The organism is Pseudomonas sp. RT4P38 (assembly GCF_054897765.1).
In genome coordinates this window covers 421,476-444,899 of sequence record NZ_CM142703.1, presented here as the reverse complement: position 1 = coordinate 444,899, position 23,424 = coordinate 421,476, and the positions used below count along the sequence as shown (strand labels likewise).

Below are 23,424 nucleotides of genomic sequence, written 5' to 3'. Positions count from 1 at the left end.
CATATGCAATAAAAGAATAACAAACTGATTATTCATTATTTTCTTATCTAAAAGCCTCGTCATATAGTCGCGCCGCAGTCGAATTTGCAGCGAGACGCATACGATGCTTTAGGGCAGGATATCGCAGTCGTTCAAATCCCGAATTTGCCAACATTCCTAAAGCGTCTTCCATAAGAAAACACAGGGGCTTGTCATGAATTTTTCCGTACTACGTCGAAACCTGCTGGTTGGTTCGCTGGGCCTGGCGCTGAGCGCCGGTCTGTTGGGGCAAGCAGTTGCCGGTGAGCAGCTGCAAAAAATCAAAGACGCTGGCGTTATCAACGTTGGCCTGGAAGGCACTTACCCACCGTTCAGTTTCGTCGACGCCGACGGCAAGCTGGCTGGCTTCGAAGTCGAGTTCTCCGAAGCCCTGGCCAAAGAGCTGGGCGTGAAGGTCAAACTGCAACCGACCAAATGGGACGGCATCCTCGCAGCGCTGGAATCCAAGCGTCTGGACGCGGTGATCAACCAGGTGACCATCTCGGACGAGCGCAAGAAGAAGTATGACTTCTCCGAGCCGTACACCGTTTCCGGGATTCAGGCGCTGACCCTGACCAAGAACAAAGACACCATCAAGACCGCCGCCGATCTGGCCGGCAAGAAAGTCGGCGTAGGCTTGGGCACCAACTACGAACAGTGGGTGAAAGCCAACGTGCCGGGCGCGGACGTGCGCACCTACGAAGATGACCCGACCAAGTTTCAGGACCTGCGCGTCGGCCGCATTGACGCCATTCTGATCGACCGCCTCGCTGCGCTGGAATACGCGAAAAAGGCCAAGGACACCTCCGCCGCCGGCGAAGCGTTCTCCCGCCAGGAAGCCGGCATTGCCCTGCGCAAAGGCGAGCCTGAGCTGCTGGCCGCGGTGAACAAAGCCATCGACAAGCTGCGTGCCGACGGTACGCTGAAAAAGCTTTCGGAAAAATACTTCAACGCTGACGTCACTAAATAATGGAAGAAGCTTTCCAACTTGCGCTGGACTCCGCGCCCTTCCTGCTGAAGGGCGCGTATTACACGGTAATCCTGAGCCTGGGCGGGATGTTCTTCGGCCTGGTGATGGGCTTCGGCCTGGCGTTGATGCGCCTGTCGCGCTTCAAACTGGTGAGCTGGATCGCCCGCATCTACGTGTCGTTCTTTCGCGGCACGCCGTTGCTGGTGCAACTGTTCGTGATCTATTACGGTTTGCCGCAATTGGGCATCGAACTTGATCCGTTGCCGGCAGCCCTGATCGGCTTCTCGCTGAACATGGCGGCCTATGCCTGCGAAATCCTGCGTGCCGCGATCAGCTCCATCGAGCGTGGCCAGTGGGAAGCCGCCGCGAGTATCGGCATGACCCGCGCGCAGACCCTGCGCCGGGCCATCCTGCCGCAAGCGATGCGCACGGCTCTGCCACCGCTGGGCAACAGCTTCATTTCGCTGGTCAAGGACACCGCGCTGGCAGCCACCATTCAGGTGCCGGAATTGTTCCGTCAGGCGCAGTTGATTACCGCCCGTACCTTTGAAATTTTCACCATGTACCTTGCCGCCGCGCTGATCTACTGGATTCTGGCCACGGTGCTTTCGCACCTGCAGAACCAGTTGGAAGCACGGGTCAATCGGCACGACCTGGAGTCCTGACCCAATGATTGTCGTGGAAAAACTGACAAAGCAGTTCAAGGGTCAAGTGGTGCTCAACGGCATCGATCTGCAAGTGAAGGAAGGTGAGGTGGTGGCGATCATCGGGCCTAGTGGCTCGGGCAAGACCACGTTCCTGCGTTGCCTGAATTTTCTGGAAGAGCCCACCAGCGGCCGGATCAAGGTCGGTGACATCGAGATCGATGGCAGCCGCCCGTTGAACCAGCAGCAGAGCCTGGTACGACGGTTGCGTCAGCACGTGGGTTTCGTGTTCCAGAGCTTCAACCTGTTCCCCCATCGCACCGCCCTGGAAAACGTCATCGAAGGCCCGATCGTGGTGAAAAAAATCCCGCGTGCCGAAGCTGTTGCCCTGGGTAAAAAGCTTTTGGCCAGGGTCGGCCTGGCGGGTAAGGAAGACGCTTACCCGCGTCGTCTCTCCGGTGGTCAGCAACAGCGTGTGGCGATTGCCCGCGCGCTGGCGATGGAGCCGGAAGTGATTCTGTTCGATGAACCGACCTCGGCACTTGACCCGGAACTGGTAGGTGAAGTGCTGGCGACCATCCGCAGCCTGGCCGAGGAGAAACGCACCATGGTCATCGTCACCCACGAAATGGGCTTTGCCCGGGACGTGGCGAACCGTGTGGTGTTTTTCGACAAGGGTGTGATCGTCGAGCAAGGCGAAGCCAAGGCGCTGTTTGCCAATCCGAAAGAAGAGCGGACCAAACAGTTCCTCAGCAAGTTCTTGAATAACGCTCACCACTGAAACATCGCCTCACCCCTTATTAACTTCCATGGATGGAAGTGATAACTACCCCGTTAATAAGATCTCTCGGCCCTTCCGGACAATAGATATTTATTCAACGCTGCGTGCGGTACATACCTATGTACTGCAACAGATTAACCTCGCCTAAAATTCGCCAAAACCAGCCTTCTCACCGAGCTGATCTCGCCGTCCACAACGCACTCAAAAGCCCATAAAATCGCGGCAAAGTTCGACAGAACGGTGCAGCTTACTAACTTCAACGCGTAGGACTTTTCTGAATAACTCTAGATTCCAAACTTAACTAGCCAGCTCTATTGACACCTACTCAAGCGCACTCTTATCTAGTCTTCAACAGGCGTCGAATCTCGCACTTATTCATTATTCAATTCGAGAATAGTGAACAGTTTTGTTGCTCGGCAATTCACACCTTTCGAACTTTCAGAAACGGACTTTCGCTGCAGGCTTCAAGGAGAAACCCATGACAAGTACTTCGAACAAACCCGAACTTGCGGCCCCGACCCTGGCGCAATCTCACAAGACCTGCATCAACATCACCTCGGCGGCTCACCTGCTGATCGACGTGGCGCCCTACCCCGGCATGGACGAAGGCGACCTGATCGAACTGTTCTGGGATAACTGCTACGTAGCCTCCAGAGTGCTTACGGCCAACGATATCGGCCAACCGGTCCAACTGCGTGTGCCCGAGAGCTTTATCGCCAATGGCACCTCGCGCGTTCACTACCGGATCATGCAGATCGGGCAAGGGCCAACCCTGTCAGCCGCCAGACGGGTGCAGATCAAACTCGACTGCCCCGGTGGCCAACCGTCTGCGCTGTGCGGCGATGAAAACCAGCGTCTGGAGCCCGTGAACATCCCCGAGACCATTCGCCGTCAGGGGGTCAATCCGAACCAGATCAAGCGCGGGGTTCCGTTGACCATCGAGCCTTACCTGAACATGGCCGCCGACGACGAAATCACCCTGCGCTGGGGCGATGTACGTATGGATCTGCCACGACTCAAGGCAAGCGATGTCGGCCAGCCGATCCAGGTTTGGGTGCCTGCGGCGATCATTCTCGAAGCCGGCGAAGACCTGCGGCTGGAAGTGACTTACTGCATCCTCGACCGGGTGGGTAACAACTCGCGCTGGGCACCGCCGCGCAGGCTGAAAATTGGCTGCGCCAATCCCTACTTGAATGCCCGGCCGAAAGAAATGCTCATGGCCGCCGAACCCCGCAAGAAGTGAAAACACCGCCCAACCTGTGGGAGCGAGCTTGCTCGCGATGAGGCCGTGTCAGTCAACATCAATGTTGCCTGACACACCGCTTTCGCGAGCAAGCTCGCTCCCACAGGGTCCGCGCTCAGCCTATTGAAGCCCCTTCTATGCATATTCCTAAAAGTTAGTTTATTAATTTTTTATACACGCTTAGGGTATATGCACCGGACCACCGGACATTCTTGTTTTCGTTCGCCGCAACCCTCGCGGCGCTTCCATGAGATGTGAGGTAGGTATGGTCCGGAACACAATCACCCCAGTGCAGATCGCCAGGGCATTGCGTGCAGCCAAGGAGCGGCACTGATGTCCAGTCTGGCAGATGCAATCTGGACATCGCCCCGCTGTTGTTGCCCGCGCAGGTCTTGCGCAACGACGCACAAGCCATCAAGGCTGCCCATGAGCTGGCGCAAGTCGCCCGTCTGCAAGCAGCCAAGCGCGACCAGCAGCGCAAGCTACCGTGGTCGGAAATCGAACAGTTCACCCGCAGCGGCCTGGGCAGCATTGCCATCCCGCGTGAGTACGGTGGCCCGCAGGTTTCGTTCGTCACGGTTGCCGAAGTCTTTGCGATCATTTCCGCGGCCGACCCGGCACTGGGACAGATCCCGCAGAACCAGTTCGGCATTCTCAACCTGGTGCTCGGCAGCGCCACTGAATCGCAGAAAAAACAGCTGTTCAAAAGCGTGCTCGACGGCTGGCGAATCGGTAACGCGGGGCCTGAGCGCGGCACCAAAAACACCCTTGAACTCAAGGCACGAATCACCGCTGACGGTGACGGCTTCGTTCTCAACGGGCAGAAGTTTTATTCCACCGGCGCGCTGTTCGCCCACTGGGTCGCCGTCAAGGCGCTGAACGACGACGGCAAGCAAGTGCTGGCCTTCGTCCGCCGCGGTACACCGGGCCTGCGCATCGTTGATGACTGGTCGGGCTTCGGCCAACGCACCACCGCCAGCGGCACCCTTTTGCTCAATAACGTGCAGGTCGACGCCGAGCTGGTGGTGGAAAACTGGAAGATCAATGACAGCCCGAACATTCAGGGCGCCGTGTCGCAGTTGATACAAGCAGCCATTGACGCCGGCATCGCCCGAGGCGCCATCGACGACGCCATCGAATTCGTGAAAACCCGTGCACGGCCGTGGATCGACGCCAAGGTCGAACGGGCCAGCGATGACCTCTATGTGATCGCCGACATCGGCAAACTGAAGATCGAATTGCACGCCGCCGAAGCGCTGCTGCGCAAGGCCGGGCAAGTGCTCGATCAGGTCAGCGCCGCGCCGCTCACCGCCGAGTCTGCCGCCCGCGCCTCGATTGCCGTGGCCGAAGCCAAAGTGCTGACCACCGAGATCTCGCTGCTGGCCAGCGAAAAGCTTTTCGAACTGGCCGGCAGCCGCGCCACCCTCGCCGAATTCAACCTCGACCGCCACTGGCGCAACGCCCGCGTGCACACGCTGCACGACCCGGTGCGCTGGAAATATCACGCCGTCGGCACTTATCACCTGAACGGCACGCTACCCGCTCGCCACTCCTGGATTTAACGACCAGATCTCTGGAGAAACACATGACTCTTTCTCACCACGTCGCGGTCATAACCAGCGATGAGCAAGCCCTGATTGTCGCCAGTGACCTGGCCGAAGATTTCAAACGCGACAGCGCCCTGCGCGACCGCGAACGCCGTTTGCCACACCCGGAACTGGAAGTGTTTTCCCGCTCGGGTCTCTGGGGCATCAGCGTGCCAAAAGAATACGGCGGCGCCGGGGTTTCCAACGTCACCCTGGCCAAAGTGATCGCGTTGATTGCCCAGGCTGACGGTTCACTCGGACAAATCCCGCAGAACCATTTTTACGCCCTCGAAGTGCTCCGCGTGAACGGCAGCGCCGAACAGAAAAAGCGCCTCTACGCCGAGGTACTGGCCGGTCAACGCTTCGGTAATGCCCTTGCGGAACTGGGCACCAAAACCGCTCACGACCGCGTCACCAGCCTGACCCGCGACGGCAACGGCTATCGCATCAACGGCCGCAAGTTCTACGCCACCGGGGCGATTTACGCACAGCGCATTCCGACATCGGTCGTGGACGAAAACGGCGTTCAGCAACTCGCTTTCGCCCCTCGTAACGCCAAGGGTCTGACAGTGATCGACGACTGGAGCGGCTTCGGCCAGCGCACCACCGGCAGCGGTTCGGTGGTGTTTGAAGATGTTTACGTCGCCGCCGAAGACGTGATCCCGTTTCAGAGCGCGTTCGAACGCCCGACCACCGTCGGCCCGTTGGCACAGATTCTTCACGCCGCTATCGACACCGGCATCGCCCGCGCCGCTTATGAAGATGCGCTGCACTTCGTGCGCACCAAGACCCGGCCGTGGATCGATTCCGGCAACGACAAAGCCACCGAAGACCCGCTGACCATCAAGAGCTTCGGCCACTTGAGCATTCGCCTGCACGCCGCTGAAGCCTTGCTGGAACGCTCCGGCGAATTCCTCGACAAGGCTCAGGCCAAGACCAACGCCGAGACCGTCGCCGCCGCGTCGATTGCCGTCGCTGAAGCCCGCGCCATTAGCACCGAGATTTCCCTCGCCGCTGGCAGCACGCTGTTCGAATTGGCCGGCAGCCAGGCAACCCTGGTCGAACACGGCCTGGATCGCCACTGGCGCAACGCTCGGGTACACACCCTGCACGACCCGGTGCGCTGGAAGTATCACGCGGTCGGCAATTACTACCTCAACGATGAAAACCCGCCACTGCGGGGGACGATCTGATGCCCTCGCCTTTAACAAAGAGGAAAAAGATTTTGCTCAACGCGTTCAACATGAACTGCATCGGGCACATCAACCATGGTCTGTGGACGCATCCACGGGACACGTCAACCCAATACAAGACGATCGAATACTGGACCGAACTGGCGCAACTGCTGGAGCGCGGACTGTTCGACGGCCTGTTCATCGCTGACATCGTCGGTGTTTACGACGTCTACCAAAACTCGGTGGGCGTACCGCTCAAAGAGTCCATCCAGTTGCCGGTCAATGACCCGCTGCTGTTGGTTTCGGCCATGGCTGCCGTCACCAAAAACCTCGGCTTCGGACTCACTGCCAACCTGACTTACGAACCGCCGTATCTGTTCGCCCGACGCATGTCGACGCTCGACCATCTGAGCCGCGGCCGGGTCGGCTGGAACATCGTCACCGGGTACCTCGACAGCGCCGCCAAGGCCATGGGCTTGAGCGAACAGGTGGAACACGACCGTCGTTACGACCAGGCCGATGAATACCTGCAAGTGCTCTACAAACTCTGGGAAGGCAGTTGGGAAAACGGCGCGGTGCTTAACGATCCGCAGCAGCGGATCTACGCCCAACCGGAGAAAGTGCACAAGGTCGAGCACAAGGGCGAGTTCTATCAGGTCGAGGGTTATCACCTCTGCGAACCGTCGCCGCAACGTACACCCGTGCTGTTCCAGGCCGGCAGTTCGGATCGCGGTTTGCTGTTCGCCGGGCGACATGCCGAGTGCGTGTTCATCAGCGGCCAGAACAAACCGTCGACCAAAGTTCAAGTGGACAAGGTTCGCGCCAGTGCCGTCGAGGCCGGGCGCAACCCCGAGGACATCAAGGTGTTCATGGGGCTGAACGTGATTGTCGGCGAATCCGAAGAGGCGGCCAGGACCAAGCATGCCGAGTACTTGAGCTACGCCAGTGCCGAGGCCGGCGTGGCGCATTTCTCGGCGTCCACCGGGATCGATTTCTCCGAATACGCCATCGACGAACCGATCCAGTACGTGAGGAGCAACGCGATCCAGTCCGCCACCAGGAACCTGCAAAACAACGACTGGACCCGCCGCAAATTACTCGAGCAACACGCCCTCGGAGGACGCTACATCACCGTGGTCGGTTCGCCTGAGCAAGTAGCCGATGAGCTGGAATCGTGGATCGCAGAAACCGGTCTGGATGGCTTCAACCTGACGCGGATTGTCACGCCGGAAAGCTATGTGGATTTCATTGAACGGGTGATTCCCGAATTGCAGCGCAGAGGGTCGTACAAGACCGCTTACGACACCGGCAGCCTGCGGGAAAAGCTGTTTCACGGCGAGGCGCATTTGCCTGAGCAACACACCGGATCCGCGTTCCGCCGCTAAAAGCATCGCGAGCAAGCTCGCTCCCACATTGGATCTCGGGTGTTCACACAACCCCTGTGGGAGCGAGCTTGTTCCGGGCGGCGTTCCGACGATGAGGCCCGACCAAACACCACACATTTAATGCACTGACTGGAACAACCATCATGACCAAGAAACTCTTAACTCACCCAGTCAAAGCACTGGCCCTGGCCCTCGGCCTTTTCAGCTCCATCACCTTCGCCGCCGACGCGCCGCTGAAGGTCGGCACCACCGCCGCCTTCGCCATTCCCCTGGAAGCCGCCGTCGAAGAAGCCAAAAAACAGGGCCTACAAGTCGACTTGGTGGAGTTCAGCGACTGGATCGCGCCCAACGTCAGCCTCGCCGCCGGTGACATCGACGTAAATTACTTCCAGCACATCCCGTTCCTTGAAAACGCCAAGGCCGCCGCCGGTTTCGACCTGGTGCCGTTCGCACCGGGGATCATCAACAACGTCGGCCTCTACTCGAAGAAATACAAAAGCTTCGACGAACTGCCGGAAGGCGCCAGCGTGGCGATCGCCAACGACCCGATCAACAGCGGTCGTGGTTTGCAACTGTTGGCCAAGGCCGGGCTGATCACGCTCAAACCGGGTGTCGGCTACAAGGCCACCGAAGAAGACATCATCGCCAACCCGAAGAAAATCAAAATCCTGCAGGTCGAAGCCGTGCAACTGGTCCGCGCCTATGACGACGCCGATCTGGTCCAGGGCTACCCGGCCTACATTCGCCTGTCGAAGACCTTTGATGCCGGCTCTGCCCTGCTGTTCGACGGCCTCGATCACAAGGAATATGTGATCCAGTTCGTGATTCAGCCGAAAAGCAAAACCGACCCGCGCCTGATCAAGTTCGTCGACATCTACCAGCATTCGCCGGCCGTTCGTGCAGCGCTGGATAAAGCCCACGGCAAGCTTTATCAAGCCGGTTGGGAAAGCTGAACATGACAGCCGCGATCCAACGGCGACTGGAAATTCCGGAGCCTCAGCAAGCTGAACACACCGAACTGCACCCGGACCTGAATCGCGCCCACGTGCGCTTCATCGGCCTGGGCAAAACCTACAACAGCCAGCAAGGTCCGGTGGCCGCCCTGCACGGCATCGACCTGGCGATCCAGCGCGGCGAAGTGTTCGGCATCATCGGCCGCAGCGGTGCTGGCAAATCGTCACTGATCCGCACCATCAACCGTCTGGAACAACCGAGCACAGGCCGTGTGCTGATCGATCAGGTCGACATCGGTGAATTCGACGAAGACCGCCTGGTAGCGCTGCGTCGGCGCATCGGCATGATCTTCCAGCACTTCAACCTGATGTCAGCCAAGACGGTTTGGCAGAACGTCGAGTTGCCGCTGAAGGTGGCCGGTGTACCGAAGGACAAACGCGAGCACAAAGTCCGCGAATTGTTGGAACTGGTGGGCCTGCAAGAAAAGCACAAAGCCTACCCGGCGCAGCTTTCCGGTGGGCAGAAACAGCGCGTCGGCATTGCCCGCGCGTTGGTGCATGACCCGGAAATTCTGCTATGCGACGAAGCGACTTCGGCGCTGGACCCGGAAACCACGCAATCAATCCTCGGCCTGCTGCGCGAGATCAATCAGCGCCTGGGCCTGACCATTGTGCTAATCACCCACGAGATGGCCGTTATTCGCGATATCTGCGACCGAGTCGTGGTGCTGGAACACGGGCGCATCGTCGAGCAAGGGCCGGTCTGGGAAGTCTTTGGCAACCCGCAGCACGAGGTCAGCAAAACCTTACTGGCGCCGTTGCAACACGGTTTGCCGGAAGAGCTGCAAAGCCGTTTGCGTGCGCAACTGCAGTCCTCGGGTGACGCGGTGGTATTGCGACTGCAATTCACTGGCGCGGCTCACGACGAGCCAGATCTGGCGGCACTGTTCAGCGCCCTCGGCGGTCGCGTGCGCTTGCTGCAAGGTGGCGTGGAACGGATTCAGGGCCATGCACTCGGGAAACTGCTGCTGGCGGTGACCGGTTCGTCCCTCGGTGCAGAGGAATTGCGGCAACGCGCCGGCAACTGGGCGCAACAGGTGGAGGTGCTGGGTTATGTGGTTTGATCGCTTGCTGCAAGGCTTCATCGACACGTTTTTGATGGTCGGCGTGTCGTCATTGATCGCACTGCTGGCGGGCATTCCGCTGGCGGTGATCCTGGTCACCAGCTCCAAGGGCGGGATCTACGAAGCACCGGCGCTGAACCGCGCATTGGGCGCGTTCGTGAACCTGTTCCGCTCGATTCCGTTTCTGATTTTGATGGTGGCGCTGATTCCGTTCACCCGGCTGATCGTCGGTACCACGTACGGTGTCTGGGCCGCCGTGGTGCCGCTGACCATCGCTGCCACGCCGTTCTTTGCGCGCATCGCCGAAGTCAGTTTGCGGGAGGTCGATCACGGGCTGATCGAAGCCGCACAAGCGATGGGTTGCCGGCGCTGGCATATCGTTTGGCATGTGTTGTTGCCCGAGTCGCTGCCGGGGATTGTCGGCGGTTTCACCATCACCCTGGTGACCATGATCAACTCATCGGCCATGGCGGGGGCGATTGGTGCCGGCGGGTTGGGAGATATCGCTTATCGGTACGGGTATCAGCGGTTTGATAGCCAGATCATGTTGACGGTGATTGTGTTGCTGGTGGTGTTGGTGGCGGTGATTCAGTTGGGCGGGGATCGGTTGGCGCGGGGGTTGAACAAGCGTTGAGCCAAGAGCAAAAGATCGCAGCCTGAAGTACTGACGGAAACTTACTTAGTTTTCCAGTACTCAGGCTGTGTTTATTTCAATGGTTCATCCTATTCATCTTGGCGCTTGCAACTGCCAATCTTCAAGGTCTTCACCAAACCTTTCAATTATCGTAGTTTTTGCCTCTTCACCCATTGCGATTTTTTCCTTGGTTAACCAAGTACTTCTCATAAAAGTGGGGCTCTGGAAATATGGATCATTTGATGCCCCCGCATGAATTACGTTAACGTCTCCCGTAGCCTGCCGGGCAAATCTAATAGACACTACGTCCCATAACACACCTGCGACACCGCTATGAGGGCTGTTAAGCGGGTTTTCCGTACGTGTAAAAAATGACGCCCCTAACGTTCTTTCAACATCAACACCGAGACGCTCAGGTAATTTTGTAAGAAGCTCTGCTCTGAACGAAGGAGAGTCCATATATTTGAAGCGAGATTTTAAAAACATAAAACCCGGCGATGATCGGTTTGCACCGGACGCGGGCCATTTGGACTCGCTATAATTATCAAGCTTGTGCCCCCCCGAAGTCATCTCAATTGTCGAACCTCCTACTTCCCCCGCAAGAAACTGCGCTGTCAACATGGCACTTTTAATAACATTCCCATTGACATCAACTTTATCCCCACTCCAAAAAAAAGACTTGTCGCGTGGTACAACCACTTTCGCATGAAAAACAAATCCTCCCAAATTTTTTAGTTCTTCATTTCTATGCATCACCACACTAGCAAGATGCTTGAATTTTTTTATCGGAACAGCTTCGGCCCGAGAAAAATCACGTGAGGCATCAGCGCGATCGCTTGCATTATTGGCTCTTCGCATAAGTATTGATGATACGGCTGTGCTATCTAAGCCATTGAGATCTCCGCGAGAAACTGAGCTATTCCTTACAAACATAAATAAGTTTACACCGTCGATATCCCCTGCTGGATCCGGACTTATCCATCGCTGTAACCATGGCGAGTAATATCGATACCCATAGTAGTAAAGCCCCGTTGCGTCCCGCTCTTTTCCCGAATATCGAAAGCTTTTGTACTTCGCCGCCAACGCACTTTTACCCGCCCAGCACGCCGTGCCGCCAAAGGAGTAATAGTGTTCCTGAGTCAGCACGCCAGCCTCGTCGTCCAATTCCAAACCGCTGGAGCCGAGATGATCGCTGAGGCTGTAGCGCAGTTGATCGTCATGGACATCTTCGGGCCAATGCAGGGCTCGAACGCTGCTTCGTCCTGCTTCAACGTTTATGACATGGTGTTCTTCACCATCGGCCTGTCGATGGACTTCCAGACCGAGGAGGTAAAGGACTTCCGTGCGCAGAGTCCGGCTACCGGTCTGGCTGAAATTCACTTTGCGCAATCGATGGCCGGGACGGTCGTAGGCATAACATTCGTAATCGTCCGGCTCGTCTTCGCGTTTGACCAAGGTCACCCGCCTCAACTGATTGCGAACGTCCCAAGCCATGGCTTGGCCACGTATCAGCTCCAGCTGGTTGCCGCAGGCATCGAAACCTGAGGTGATTTCAGGTTCACCCGGTAATGAACCATCATCTCGTTGAGCCAGGCTTCGGTTACTGCCCGCAGAGGTAAACATCGAGAAACCGGGCGCACCGCTGTGGTGACGAGAGATCAGATTGCCGGCTGGGTCGTAATCGAATTCCTGTGTGTAATTGCGCCGCTGATTGGGGTCCAGCGGTGTGGGCAGTAACTGCGGTAACGCGGGTCCGTGGCTTGGATTGGAGACTTCCCAGCCCTTGGCCTCGACCAATTGATACAGGCTGTCATAGCGGTAGCGGCTGATCGGTTCGATACGCTGGTTGTTGAAATGCGTCACGGCTTGGGATTTGTCTTCCACCTCGACAATGTTGCCTATCGGATCGTAGAGGTAGTTCAGGTCCTGCAACGGCTTTTGATTCCCGACCGCCGCTACCAGCCTTGTCAAACGACGGTTCTCGACGTCGTATTCAACTTGCGTTTCAACGCCTTTGCCCGCCGTTTCGCTTTCGATCTGGTCATCGGCGTTGTAGCGAATGTTACTGACCAGACATTGCGGTTGATTGCCATCCCCAGCCAGTAGCAGCCCGACTTCCCTGAGCTTGCCCACCACGTCATAGCCGAAGGTTCGCACATTCTCCATGGCATCGATCTGACGTTGAATCTCACCTGTAGGGAGGAAGGTGTAGTGGGTGACGAACGACTGTTCTTCCAGCAATTCGTCTCGGGCCTCTAGCTCGTCAGGCCAGTCGGGTGTTTCAAGTTCGGAGAGGAATTGTCGGCTTTCCATCAAAACTGAACCCGCCAGACCGTAGTCGCCGACGCGTTGAGAGCCCGCAGGGTCATCATGACGGACCAGTTGCCCGCACTGGTTATGTGCGGCGAACACTGGGCCGGAGCCGCCATAGGTCAACCGCTCCGCCACGTGTGGCCGTTCTCCGGCCGTCTGATCCGTAACGTTTATCGGTCGTTGTTGATCGTCATAGTCGATGTGCCGCTGGCTGCCTCGACCGTCCCAGAACGAACGTAGCGAACCTGCCTGATCCAAAAGGCTCAACTGCCACCCGGCATCCACGCTGTCCAACAGCAAAGGCTGGCCGCTCAGGCCGTGGATCGTGGCTATATTCGGCTTCGGCGCTGTACCCCACAATCGTGGGTCCCACGACTGAATCAACCGCCCCGCAGCATCGAACACTTGCCGGGTGATGCGCGGTTCAATCACTGTTTTGTCCGGGTGGCGCCAGTAACCCACGCTGCGAATCGCCAAGGCACGCGGATCCTTGACCGACAAGGTTGGTGTGGCAGTGTCATGGTGAAGATTCATGGCATAACGATCCTTCGCACGTGTTGAGGAAAGACTGAGCCTTTTATCACCTGACGGATACTGTAAGAAGTAACAGGTTGACGCAGATTGTCTACGCAGCATCCCCCGGGCCTCTTGGCGTATATTCGGCAAATCCCAATTGCCTGCGCAGCCGACCATGAAACAGACTCCCACCGACCTGGAGCAGATCACTGCCACTACACTGGGCCATTACAACTCGGTGGCCGAAGGTTTTCGCGAAGGGACTCGCGATCACGATGTCAGTCAGAACATTGATGCGCTGCTGCGGTATGTTCAGGGTGTGGCGCCGTTCGACATTCTGGATTTTGGCTGCGGGCCGGGGCGTGATTTGCAAACCTTCACGCACATGGGCCACACCGCTGTCGGGCTTGATGGCTCGGAAAAGTTTGCGCAGATGGCGCGCGAAGACAGTGGCTGTGAGGTGTGGCAGCAGGATTTCCTGAAGCTTGATCTGCCAGCTGAGCGCTTCGATGGGATTTTTGCCAATGCGGTGTTGTTTCATATTCCGCGTCAGGAATTGCCTCGGGTGTTGAAGCAATTGCGCGGGGCTTTGAAGCCGGGAGGAGTGTTGTTCAGTTCCAATCCGCGTGGTGAGAATCAGGAAGGCTGGAACGGGCCGCGGTATGGGGCGTATCACGATCTTGAGGCGTGGCAGCAATTACTGACGGCGGCGGGGTTTGTGGAGTTGGAGCATTACTACCGGCCTGCGGGGTTGCCGCGGGAGCAGCAACCTTGGTTGGCGAGTGTTTGGCGTAAAGCTTGAACATGATCGTTCCCACGCTCCTGCGTGGGAACGATCATTACGCAGCGTCTTTCTTCGGCTCACGGATTTTGTACCAGGCGACGTAAAGCGCCGGCAAAAACAGCAACGTCAGCAACGTCGCAATAATAATCCCGCCAATCATCGCGTAAGCCATCGGCCCCCAGAACACTTCCCGGGCGATCGGAATCATCCCCAGGCTCGCCGCCGCTGCCGTCAGCAGAATCGGTCGGCGACGATGCTCCGTGGCTTGCACCACGGCATCCCACGGTGCATGACCGTCCTTCTCCAAGGCCTCGATCTGCGTCACCAAAATCACCGAGTTGCGGATGATGATGCCGATCAGCGCCAGAATGCCGAGGATCGCCACGAAGCCCATTGGCGTGCCCGTCGGGATCAGCGCCAGCACCACGCCGATCAAGCCGAGCGGCGCGACGCTGGCCACTAGGAACAGCTTCTGCACGCTGTGCAACTGGATCATCAGGAAAGTCGCCATCAAAAACAGCATCAACGGCACGACCTTGGCAATCGGCCCCTGGGCCTTGCCGCTTTCCTCCACCGTGCCACCGGTGGCGACCTTGTAGCCCACCGGCAAACTGGCGGCAAATTTGTCGATGTCCGGTTTGAGCTGCTTCACCAGGTCGGTCGGCTGAATCTCGTCGCGCACCGCCGCCTTGATGGTGATCGTCGGCTTGCGGTCGCGGCGCCAGACCAGCGGTTGCTCAAGTTCATAGCGCACGGTGGCAAAAGCCAGCAGCGGAATCGACGTGCCGCCCGGCGTGACGATCTGCAAATTCTGCAGGGTTTCCGGGGTGCCGCGTTCGGCGTCTTCAGCACGACCCACCACGTTGATCAGGTAGATATCGTCGTCGACCTGCGTCACCGGTGCACCCACCACGATGCTGTTCATCAGGTTGGCCACGTCTTCCGACGACAGTCCCAATTGCCGTGCCTTGTCCTGCGCGATGTCGATGCGCAGGACTTTACCCGGTTCGTTCCAGTCGTAAATGATCTCGCCAATGTGCGAGTTTTTATCCAGTTCGGTGGCCAGAGCGATGGCGTGTTTACGCACCTGATCGACGTCCTTGCCGCTGACCCGGTACTGAATGGGTCGACCCACCGGCGGCCCCATTTCCAGCGCCTGGACGTAACTGCCGATGCCGACGAAGTCCTTGCGCAGCCGCTCACGCAAGCGCTGACTCAGGGCCGTGCGCGACTCCAGGCCTTTGCTGACGATGATCAATTGCGCGTAGTACGGGTTCTGCAATTGCTGGTCGAGCGGCAGGTAGAAACGGATCGCACCTTCGCCGATGTACGTGCTCCAGCGCACAATGTCCGGGTCGCCCTTGAGGGTTTCTTCGAGCTTGTCCACAGCCTTGCGGGTCTCGGCGATCGAGGCGTTTTGCGGCAGGTTCAGGTCGACGAGGATTTCCGGGCGGTCCGAGGACGGGAAGAACTGGTTCTGCACGAACTGCATGGAAAACACCGAGGCCACGAACAGTGCAATGGTGATGCCGATCGCCCACCAGCGATTGCGCATGGCCCAGAGCATGCCGCCGTTGAAGGCGCGACCAATGCGCCCCGGTTCTACGTCGTGAGGTTTCACGTTGGCACTGAGGATGTGCACGCCGATCACCGGGGCGAACAGCACCGCGACAATCCACGACACGATCATGGCCACCGCGATCACCGCGAACAGCGTGAAGGTGTACTCGCCGGCCGAGCTGGCGTTCAGGCCGATGGGCACGAAACCGGCCACCGTCACCAACGTACCGGTGAGCATCGGGAACGCCGTCGAGGTGTAAGCGAACGTGGCTGCTTGCTCCTTGGTCTCGCCCATTTCCAGGCGCGTGACCATCATCTCGACGGTGATCATCGCGTCGTCCACCAACAAGCCGAGGGCGATGATCAGGGCGCCGAGGGAGATCCGTTGCATGGTGATACCGCTGTATTCCATGAAGACGAAGACCATCGCCAGCACCAGCGGAATCGAGCAGGCCACCACCAATCCGGCGCGCACGCCGAGGCTGATGAAGCTGACGATCAGCACGATCACCACCGCTTCGAACAGTGCGCTGGTGAAGCCGCCGACGGCTTTTTCTACCACTTCGGCCTGGTCGGAAACCGTGTGCACACCGACGCCCACCGGCAAGTCCGCGGTCAGGTCGGTCATGCGCTGGTGCAAAGCCTTGCCGAACACCTGGATGTTGCCGCCCTTCTTCATGGCGATGGCCAGGCCGATAGCAGGGTGGCCGTTAAAGCGGAACTCCGGCGTCGCCGGGTCGACATAGCCACGACTGATCTGAGCGACGTCGGCCAATCGGTAGAAGCGGTCGTTGAGTCGAAGGTTGACGTTTTCCAGGTCTTTCTCGGAGGCAAACTGCCCCGACGTACGCACGGAAATCCGCTCGGGACCGGCTTCGATCACCCCGGCCGGGGTCACCGCGTTTTGCGATTGCAGGCTCTGCACCACCTGACGCTGATCGATGCCCAGCGCCGCCAGTTTGCGGGTGGAGAAGTTCAGGTAAAGGACTTCGTCCTGCTCGCCGACCATCTCGACCTTGCCCAGCCCCGGTACTTCGCGGATCTCGGCGCGGACCTGCTCGACATAATCGCGCAACTGACGCATCGACAAACCGTCTGCCGTAAAGGCGTAGACCGAGCCGAACACATCACCGAATTCGTCGTTGAACCCCGGCCCTTGCAGGCCTTGGGGGAAGTCGCCACGAATGTCGTTGATCTTCTTGCGCACCTGGTACCAGATTTGCGGAATGTCCTTGGCACTGGTGGTGTCACGCAAGTTAACAAAGACCGTCGACTCGCCGGGGCGGGTGTAGCTTTTCACGTAATCGAGGGAGTCGAGCTCTTCGAGTTTTTTCTCGATCCGGTCAGTGACCTGCTTGAGGGTTTCTTCCTGGGTCGCGCCCGGCCAGCGGGTCTGGATCACCATGGTTTTGATGGTGAATGACGGGTCTTCCTCGCGGCCGAGGTTCATGTACGAGAACACACCCATCAACAGCGCGACGAACATCAAATACCAGACAAACGACTGATGCTTGAGGGCCCATTCGGATAAGTTGAAACTCCCTTTCATTGCGGGCTGTCCTCATCGATTTTCACTTTTTGCCCAGGTTTCAGGCTGTTTACACCGGCACTGACCACCCGCTCGCCAGACTTCACACCGTCGGCCAGCACCACTGTGCTGTCAGTACGGCTGATCAGGCTGACGTCTCGTGGGGCAACGGTTTGCGTCTGAGGATCGACGACCCAGATTCGCGATTTGCCATCAACCTCTTGCAGCACGCTCACCGGCAATTCGATGCGCGATTTGATCGCGGAGCTGAGGGTCACGCTGATCGCCGTACCGAGGCGAAAACCCGGTGGCGTATCAGTCAGGCTCAGGCGGGCGCGACGGGTGCGGGTCGCACTTTGGGCCTGGGGTTCGATTTCGCGAACGATGGCGGTGGTGGTAATGCTCGGGTCCAGTTGCACGGCGACTTGAAACACCACATCCGCTGGCAACTGGTCGACCAGCGTGTCGGGAAGGTCGATCACCGCCTCCTTGATGTCCGGCTGCGCCAGGGTCACCACTTGCTGGCCGGCGGTCACCACTTGCCCGGCTTCGGCGTTCCACGCGGTGACGATGGCTTTGTGATCGGTGCGCAGTTCGACGTAGCCGAGTTGGTCCTTGGTCTGGTCGACCGCCGCCTTGGCCTGATCAAGGGACGCCTGCGTAGTTTTGAGATCGGTCTGGGCGATGTCCAGTTGCGCCTGCGCACCGACCCCGCGATCGAACAGTTCCTGCTGGCGCCGGGCGTTGGCCTGGGCATTGATCAACTGCGCCTGCACACGGGCCAGATCGCCCTGGGCCGAGCGCAACTGGTTTTGCTGGTCAGTGGGGTCAAGTGTTGCGAGCAAGGCACCCTTCTCGACTTCGGCACCGATATCGACGTTACGGCTGGCGATGCGGCCCGGCACCCGGAAGCCGACATTGCTTTCATAACGGGCCTGGATGCTGCCGGCGAAGCGGCCAAGATTTTCCTCGTCCAGGGCCTGGACCTTGATGGACAACACCGGGCGTACAGGCTCCGGAGGCGGTTCTTTTTTCGAGCAGGCCACTAGGATCACACCGGCGAAAACCAGCAACAGACGCTTCATGGCTGGGCTCCCGCGGCTAAATCCTTATAGGTGTTTTCGGCGATTTCCACCTTCACACCGGGGTGCAGTAACTGGCCGCCGGCGATGACGACTTTTTCGCCGCCCTTCAGCCCGGCGCTGATGATGACTTTGCCAGTCAGGTAGCGACCGACAGTGACGGAGTGCAGTTGTGCCTTGCCTTCGTCGTCCACCAGCCACACGGCCGGGTCGCTGAGGTTTTTGGTCAGCGCCGACCAGGGCAGTTCGACCGCCGATTTGCCCGGTGTCTTGGCCGTGGCACTCACCACCGAGCCGAGCTGCATACCTTCCGGCAGACTGTTGAGAGTGACTTTCACCTGCACCGTGCCGGTCTGCGCGGAGACGGCCGGGGTGATTTCCCGAACGGTGCCGGTGGTTTTGATAGCCGGGTTGTCGAGCAGGCTGACCACGATCGTTTTATCTTCCGGCGCCTCAGCCAGCAGCGATTCGTAGACGTTGAACACGGCGTCGCGCTCACCGTCCCGGGCCAGGCTGAAAATCGGCACCGTGGCCTGCACCACTTGGCCGACTTCGGCCTGACGCGCGGTAATCACTCCCGGCGCGTCGGCGACCAGCGCGGTGTAGCTCAGTTGTTCACGGGCGTTGGCCAGTTGCGCCTGGGCAGCCGTCAGGGCGCTTTGGCTGCTGCGCAAGGCGGCTTGGGCGGAATCGTATTCGCTCTGGCTGGTGTAGCCCTTGGGCAGGAGTTTTTGCTGGCGAACGAAAGCGGCGGCGGTCTGTTTGACGCGGGCCTGCTCGGCGACAACCTGTGCCTGAGCCGAGTCGACGCTGGTTTGCAGGTCCTTGGGATCGAGCTTGGCCAGCACTTGTTTGGCCGATACCTGGTCACCGACATCGACCATACGCTGGATGATCTTGCCGCTAACGCGGAACGACAACTCGGTCTGCACCCGCGCCTGAACATCGCCGGTGAGTGTCACAGACGCTGCGTAATCAGCCGACTTGACCTCTTGCACGAACACCCGCGGGCGGTCTTTCTCGACCTGTTTTTTATCGCCGCACGCGGCCAGCAAGGCAAGGACGCCCAAGCCGACCACTATTTTCAATCCGGGACCAGCCATGCAGACTCCTTTGCGTTGTACGGACGTGCCAATGGCGATACGACTGTGAGCTTAGAACAGGGTTCCACCTTCACCCAAGCTAATAAGCATTCCCTCCTACAGCAGTTGCAAATAGTTCCTACAAGTAAAATTCGCCAACGCGGTTATCCTGATGCCGTTTCGGGGCCACAGAGAAAGTCCTTTATGCTCAAAACCCTCGCGGTAGCCAATTACCGTTCGATCAATAAATTGGTGATCCCGCTGGGCCGGTTGAACCTGATCACGGGTCCCAACGGCAGCGGAAAATCCAACCTCTACCGCGCGTTGCGCCTGCTGGCGGAAACCGCTCAGGGCGGCGTGGTCAATGCATTGGCCCGCGAGGGCGGGCTGGATTCGACCTTCTGGGCCGGGCCGGAAAACATCAGCCGGCGCATGCGTAATGGCGAAGTCCCGATCGAGGCGATCGTACGACACGGCGCCAAACGTCTGCGCCTGGGGTTTGCCGGGGAAGATTTCAGCTACTCGATCGCGTTGGGTCTGCCGGAGCCGACACAGTCGTACTTTTCCCTCGATCCGGAAATCAAGAAGGAATGTATCTGGTCTGGCCCGTTTTACCGGCCGGCCAGCCTTCTGATAGACCGCAATGGCCCGATGATCCGCGCCCGGGTCGGTCGTGGTTGGGAAGTGCTGGCCCAGCACACGCCGAACTTCGACAGTTTGTTCGATCAGGTCGGCAGCTTTCGCACTTCGCCGGAAGTCTTGCAACTGCGTGAATTCATCCGTCGCTGGCGGTTCTACGATCACTTTCGCAGCGACGCCGACGCGCCCGTGCGCCAGCCACAACTGGGAACTCGCACGCCGGTGTTGCACCACGATGGTCGAGACCTGGCAGCAGCGTTGCAGACGATTCGCGAAATTGGCGATCCGGATGCCTTGCAGACTGCGATCAGTGACGCCTTCCCCGGCGCGAGATTGAACATCGCGCCGCTCCAGGGCGGTCGGTTTGCGATCGAGTTTTACCAGGAAGGATTGTTGAGGCCATTGTCGGCGGCCGAGTTGTCGGACGGGACGTTGCGCTATTTGCTGCTGGTTGCGGCGCTGCTGACGCCTCGCCCGCCGACGTTGATGGTGTTGAACGAGCCGGAGACCAGTTTGCATCCCGACCTGTTGCCGGCGTTGGCGCGGTTGATTATTCGCGCGTCGGAGCAGTGTCAGGTGTGGGTGGTTTCTCATGCGCGGCGGTTGATTTCGGCGTTGCAGGAGGATCAGGAGTGTAATTGCATTGTGCTGGAGAAAAATCTCGGCCAGACCAAGATTGTCGGGCAGCGGATGCTGGATGAGCCGGCGTGGTATTGGCCGGACTAACCCCCTCCGATCGTTCCCACGCTCTGCGTGGGAATGCATCCTGTGACGCTCTGCGTCACGATTTGTGAAGGGACGCAGAGCGTCCCGGGCGGCATTACCACGCGGAGCGTGGGAACGATCATCCAATCACCCCTGCCACTTCCCACCCTCAACAATCACGCTCTCAGGCTTGGTGTCATCGCTCAGCTCTTTACGCACATATTGGTCATACAGCTTGAGTAAAAACTTCTCTTCACCCAGCTTCGCCAACTCGGTATTTACCCAATCACGCAGTTCGATATTGCCCTTCTTCACCGCCGGCGCAATCGGTGCTTCAGCGCCCAACGTCTGGGTCAGCACGCGATAGCCAGGGTTCTGTTTCGCCCAGCTGAACAGCACCAGATTGTCCTGCGCATACGCATCGCCGCGCCCATTCGCCAACGCTTGCAGAGACTCGGAATTTTTCTCGAACTTGAGAAGTTTCCAGTCCGGGTGGTTCTTGGTCAGCCAGATATCGGCTGTAGTGCCGGTGGTGACGATGGTCGTGCGAGTTGCCAGGTCATCGAGGTTCTTCACCGAGCTTGCCTGTGGCACCAGCGCCTGCACCGCGACTTTCAGATTCGGATTGGTGAATTCCACCGCTTCCTTGCGCTCCGGGGTAACGGTCATGTTGGCCAGAATCAGATCGACCTTGTCACTTTGCAGAAACGGAATCCGGCTCGCCGGTTCCACTGCGACGAACTCGACCTTGTTCTCATCGCCCAACAGGTCCTTGGCAAATTGGCGGCCGATGTCGGTATCGAAACCCACGTAGCGCCCGGCTTCATCGACGAAACCAAAGGGCGGCTTATCGGTGAAGACACCGACGATCAGCTTGTCCCGTGCCTTGATTTTTTCCAGATAGCTGGCATTGGTGACCGCCGGTTTGGTGGGTTCTTCGGTTTTGTTGCAACCGGCCAGCAACGCGAGGCCGAGCAGCGGGAGTAGCAGCAGAGAAGTCTTGGCAGTTTTCATAGCAGTTCCAGTTCCTTTGTTTGAGTCGTTTTGGGTAGTGCGGCGACGTAGGAGAACTTCTCCAGGAACTGCTGCGCTCGTGCGGTTTGCGGGTTCGTAAAGAAAATCTCGGGAGGGTTTTGCTCAAGGATTCGCCCGGCATCCATAAACACAATGCGGTCAGCCACGGCGCGGGCAAACGCCATTTCGTGGGTGACGATCACTTCGCCCGGTTTAACGTGCAGGTCGATGCCGTTGAGCACCTGCTGCTCGCCGAAAAACTTGTTGAAACCCTTGAACTCGATCAATGCGCTCATGCTTGCGTCCAGCGCCGCTCCAGCACGCGCGAGGCGGCCGACAGCGGGTAGCAGATGAAAAAGAAAAACAGGAAAAGAGCGCCGTAGATCAGCACCGATTCGTAGGTGCGCTCGATGATCTGCTGGCCGACCTTGATCACATCCACCACGCCGATCAGCACCGCCAGGGAACTGGTTTTTATGATCCGCGTGTAGGCGTTGATGGTCGGCGGCGTCATGCGCTTCAACGCTTGGGGCAGCAGCACAAAGCCGTAGAGTTGCGGCCCGTTCAGGCCAATCGACAACCCTGCCTCACGCTGCCCGCGAGGCAACGAGTGCAACGCACCGCGCACCACTTCGCCGACTTCGCTGGCGCCCCACAGCGACAACACCAGCACCGCGCACCAGTAGCTCGGAATGCTCAGGCCGAAGAAAATCGGCAGACCGAAGAACAGCAAATACAGCCAGACCAGCACCGGGATCGCCCGGAACAATTCCAGATAGACCCGCAGGATCGCGTTCAACACTTTCGAGTCCAGTGTGCGCAACACGCCGTAGAGCACGCCGCCAACGGTGCTGATGGCGATGCTCAGGAAAGAGATCGACAGGGTTTGCGCAGCGCCCTTGCCCAATTGCGGCAACGACACCCAGAGCAACTCAAGACCCGAACTGGCCATGCTGGAGCCTCCTTTCCAGACGGCTGAGCAGCAGCGACAGCGGCAAGAACAGCAGCACACAAATCAGCGTCAGCACGGCGAGCATTTCGTAGGTTTTGTAGTAGAGCGCGATGTAGCTTTTGGTGGTGTAGAGAATCTCCGGCACCGCCACCGCCGAGACCACGGTGGTTTCCTTGAGCAGGAAAATGAAATTGGCGAACAGCGACGGCAGGCTGAGGATGCCGGCTTGCGGCAGGATCACGTAGCGCAGCAATTGCCCGTGAGACAGGCCGATGGAGCGCCCGGACTCGAGCTGCGCCTGAGGCACCGCGTCGACGCCGGCACGCAGCACCTCAGTGAGGTAGGCGCCGCCGAGGAAGGTCATGGTGATGATCGCCGCAGCAAAGCCCGAAACCTTGATGCCCAAAGCCGGCAAGGCGAAGTAGACGAAGAACAGTTGAATCAACAGCGGGGTGTTGCGCGCCAGCTCCACATAGAGCCCAACGAGCCGCTGCAGGTAAGGCGTGCGAAACACTAGAATCGTTGCGTTGATCAGCGCTACCAGCAGCGATGTGCCGATGGCGATGAAGCCGACCTGCAGCGTCACGCCCACGGCTTTGAGAAACGCCGGCAAGGTGCTGAGGATAAATGCGTAATCGAAGTTCATTGAACGTCCTGGACGCCGCAGGGTAAGCGACGGTGGTGCAGTCCATGGGCAGTGGATAACTACCCGGCAGGCACCAACTTTAAAGGTATA

19 protein-coding genes and 1 pseudogene are annotated in these 23,424 nt (G+C 58.7%); 12 read left to right on the top strand and 8 right to left on the bottom strand.

Annotated elements, in window-relative coordinates:
- Positions 1 to 193: 193 nt before the first annotated feature.
- The 10 genes from tcyJ to ACYZT7_RS02005 all read left to right on the top strand — a co-directional run bounded on the left by tcyJ (position 194) and on the right by ACYZT7_RS02005 (position 10,513).
- On the top strand, positions 194 to 988 hold the full coding sequence (tcyJ, locus tag ACYZT7_RS02050) for a cystine ABC transporter substrate-binding protein (protein WP_462039750.1): 795 nt from the start codon (positions 194 to 196) through the stop codon (positions 986 to 988).
- Positions 988 to 1,653, top strand: a complete 666-nt coding sequence (tcyL, locus tag ACYZT7_RS02045) for a cystine ABC transporter permease (RefSeq protein WP_033058489.1) — start codon at positions 988 to 990, stop codon at positions 1,651 to 1,653. Before tcyJ ends, tcyL begins: the two co-directional genes overlap by 1 nt.
- A 4-nt stretch (positions 1,654 to 1,657) precedes the next feature.
- Entirely contained in the window at positions 1,658 to 2,413 is a 756-nt protein-coding gene (gene tcyN, locus ACYZT7_RS02040; RefSeq protein ID WP_462039749.1) for an L-cystine ABC transporter ATP-binding protein TcyN, read from the top strand.
- Positions 2,414 to 2,891: 478 nt separating this feature from the next.
- Positions 2,892 to 3,656 carry a hypothetical protein gene (locus ACYZT7_RS02035; RefSeq protein ID WP_462039748.1) on the top strand — a complete coding sequence of 255 codons (765 nt, stop codon included), beginning with the start codon at positions 2,892 to 2,894 and terminating at the stop codon, positions 3,654 to 3,656.
- A gap of 311 nt (positions 3,657 to 3,967) precedes the next feature.
- Complete coding sequence (locus ACYZT7_RS02030; protein ID WP_462039747.1) at positions 3,968 to 5,218, top strand: SfnB family sulfur acquisition oxidoreductase; 1,251 nt, start codon at positions 3,968 to 3,970, stop codon at positions 5,216 to 5,218.
- 23 nt (positions 5,219 to 5,241) lie between these two features.
- A complete protein-coding gene (locus tag ACYZT7_RS02025) occupies positions 5,242 to 6,435 on the top strand; it encodes an SfnB family sulfur acquisition oxidoreductase (protein WP_462039746.1) in 1,194 nt (397 codons plus the stop codon).
- Entirely contained in the window at positions 6,435 to 7,802 is a 1,368-nt protein-coding gene (locus tag ACYZT7_RS02020; RefSeq protein WP_462039745.1) for an LLM class flavin-dependent oxidoreductase, read from the top strand. The genes ACYZT7_RS02025 and ACYZT7_RS02020 overlap by 1 nt, the downstream gene beginning before the upstream one ends.
- Positions 7,803 to 7,945: 143 nt before the next feature.
- Positions 7,946 to 8,755: a MetQ/NlpA family ABC transporter substrate-binding protein gene (locus tag ACYZT7_RS02015; protein WP_462039744.1), complete on the top strand. Its 810-nt coding sequence runs from the start codon at positions 7,946 to 7,948 to the stop codon at positions 8,753 to 8,755.
- 2 nt (positions 8,756 to 8,757) lie between these two features.
- On the top strand, positions 8,758 to 9,879 hold the full coding sequence (locus ACYZT7_RS02010) for a methionine ABC transporter ATP-binding protein (protein WP_462039743.1): 1,122 nt from the start codon (positions 8,758 to 8,760) through the stop codon (positions 9,877 to 9,879).
- Positions 9,869 to 10,513 (top strand): methionine ABC transporter permease, encoded by a 645-nt coding sequence (locus ACYZT7_RS02005; RefSeq protein WP_008148260.1) that lies wholly within the window; start codon positions 9,869 to 9,871, stop codon positions 10,511 to 10,513. Before ACYZT7_RS02010 ends, ACYZT7_RS02005 begins: the two co-directional genes overlap by 11 nt.
- 93 nt (positions 10,514 to 10,606) lie before the next feature.
- On the opposite strand, the gene ACYZT7_RS02000 is transcribed toward ACYZT7_RS02005, so the two are convergent.
- Positions 10,607 to 13,360: an RHS repeat domain-containing protein gene (locus ACYZT7_RS02000; protein ID WP_462039742.1), complete on the bottom strand. Its 2,754-nt coding sequence runs from the start codon at positions 13,358 to 13,360 to the stop codon at positions 10,607 to 10,609.
- Positions 13,361 to 13,517: 157 nt separating this feature from the next.
- Here ACYZT7_RS02000 and ACYZT7_RS01995 point away from each other — a divergent pair, with 157 nt between their 5' ends.
- Positions 13,518 to 14,144 (top strand): class I SAM-dependent methyltransferase, encoded by a 627-nt coding sequence (locus ACYZT7_RS01995; RefSeq protein WP_462039741.1) that lies wholly within the window; start codon positions 13,518 to 13,520, stop codon positions 14,142 to 14,144.
- Positions 14,145 to 14,181: 37 nt separating this feature from the next.
- On the opposite strand, the gene ACYZT7_RS01990 is transcribed toward ACYZT7_RS01995, so the two are convergent.
- From ACYZT7_RS01990 to ACYZT7_RS01980, 3 genes are read right to left on the bottom strand one after another with little or no spacing between them, the layout of a single operon-like run.
- On the bottom strand, positions 14,182 to 17,235 hold the full coding sequence (locus tag ACYZT7_RS01990) for an efflux RND transporter permease subunit (protein ID WP_462039740.1): 3,054 nt from the start codon (positions 17,233 to 17,235) through the stop codon (positions 14,182 to 14,184).
- Positions 17,232 to 18,299, bottom strand: a complete 1,068-nt coding sequence (locus tag ACYZT7_RS01985; RefSeq protein ID WP_462039739.1) for an efflux RND transporter periplasmic adaptor subunit — start codon at positions 18,297 to 18,299, stop codon at positions 17,232 to 17,234. Before ACYZT7_RS01985 ends, ACYZT7_RS01990 begins: the two co-directional genes overlap by 4 nt.
- Positions 18,296 to 19,399, bottom strand: a complete 1,104-nt coding sequence (locus ACYZT7_RS01980) for an efflux RND transporter periplasmic adaptor subunit (protein ID WP_462039738.1) — start codon at positions 19,397 to 19,399, stop codon at positions 18,296 to 18,298. The genes ACYZT7_RS01985 and ACYZT7_RS01980 overlap by 4 nt, the downstream gene beginning before the upstream one ends.
- Positions 19,400 to 19,582: 183 nt before the next feature.
- Between ACYZT7_RS01980 and ACYZT7_RS01975 the strand changes: the two genes are divergently transcribed.
- Positions 19,583 to 20,743 (top strand): AAA family ATPase, encoded by a 1,161-nt coding sequence (locus ACYZT7_RS01975; protein WP_462039737.1) that lies wholly within the window; start codon positions 19,583 to 19,585, stop codon positions 20,741 to 20,743.
- Between the two features lie 126 nt (positions 20,744 to 20,869).
- Here ACYZT7_RS01975 and ACYZT7_RS01970 read toward each other — a convergent pair whose 3' ends face one another.
- The 4 genes and pseudogenes from ACYZT7_RS01970 to ACYZT7_RS01955 form a co-directional block, all read right to left on the bottom strand.
- Entirely contained in the window at positions 20,870 to 21,736 is an 867-nt protein-coding gene (locus ACYZT7_RS01970; RefSeq protein ID WP_462039736.1) for a transporter substrate-binding domain-containing protein, read from the bottom strand.
- A pseudogene (locus ACYZT7_RS01965) lies at positions 21,733 to 21,939 on the bottom strand (amino acid ABC transporter ATP-binding protein); the annotation flags it as partial. The pseudogene ACYZT7_RS01965 and the gene ACYZT7_RS01970, both read right to left, overlap by 4 nt.
- 89 nt (positions 21,940 to 22,028) lie before the next feature.
- On the bottom strand, positions 22,029 to 22,688 hold the full coding sequence (locus ACYZT7_RS01960; protein ID WP_462039735.1) for an amino acid ABC transporter permease: 660 nt from the start codon (positions 22,686 to 22,688) through the stop codon (positions 22,029 to 22,031).
- A complete protein-coding gene (locus ACYZT7_RS01955; protein WP_008148239.1) occupies positions 22,669 to 23,334 on the bottom strand; it encodes an amino acid ABC transporter permease in 666 nt (221 codons plus the stop codon). The genes ACYZT7_RS01960 and ACYZT7_RS01955 overlap by 20 nt, the downstream gene beginning before the upstream one ends.
- Positions 23,335 to 23,424: the final 90 nt, after the last annotated feature.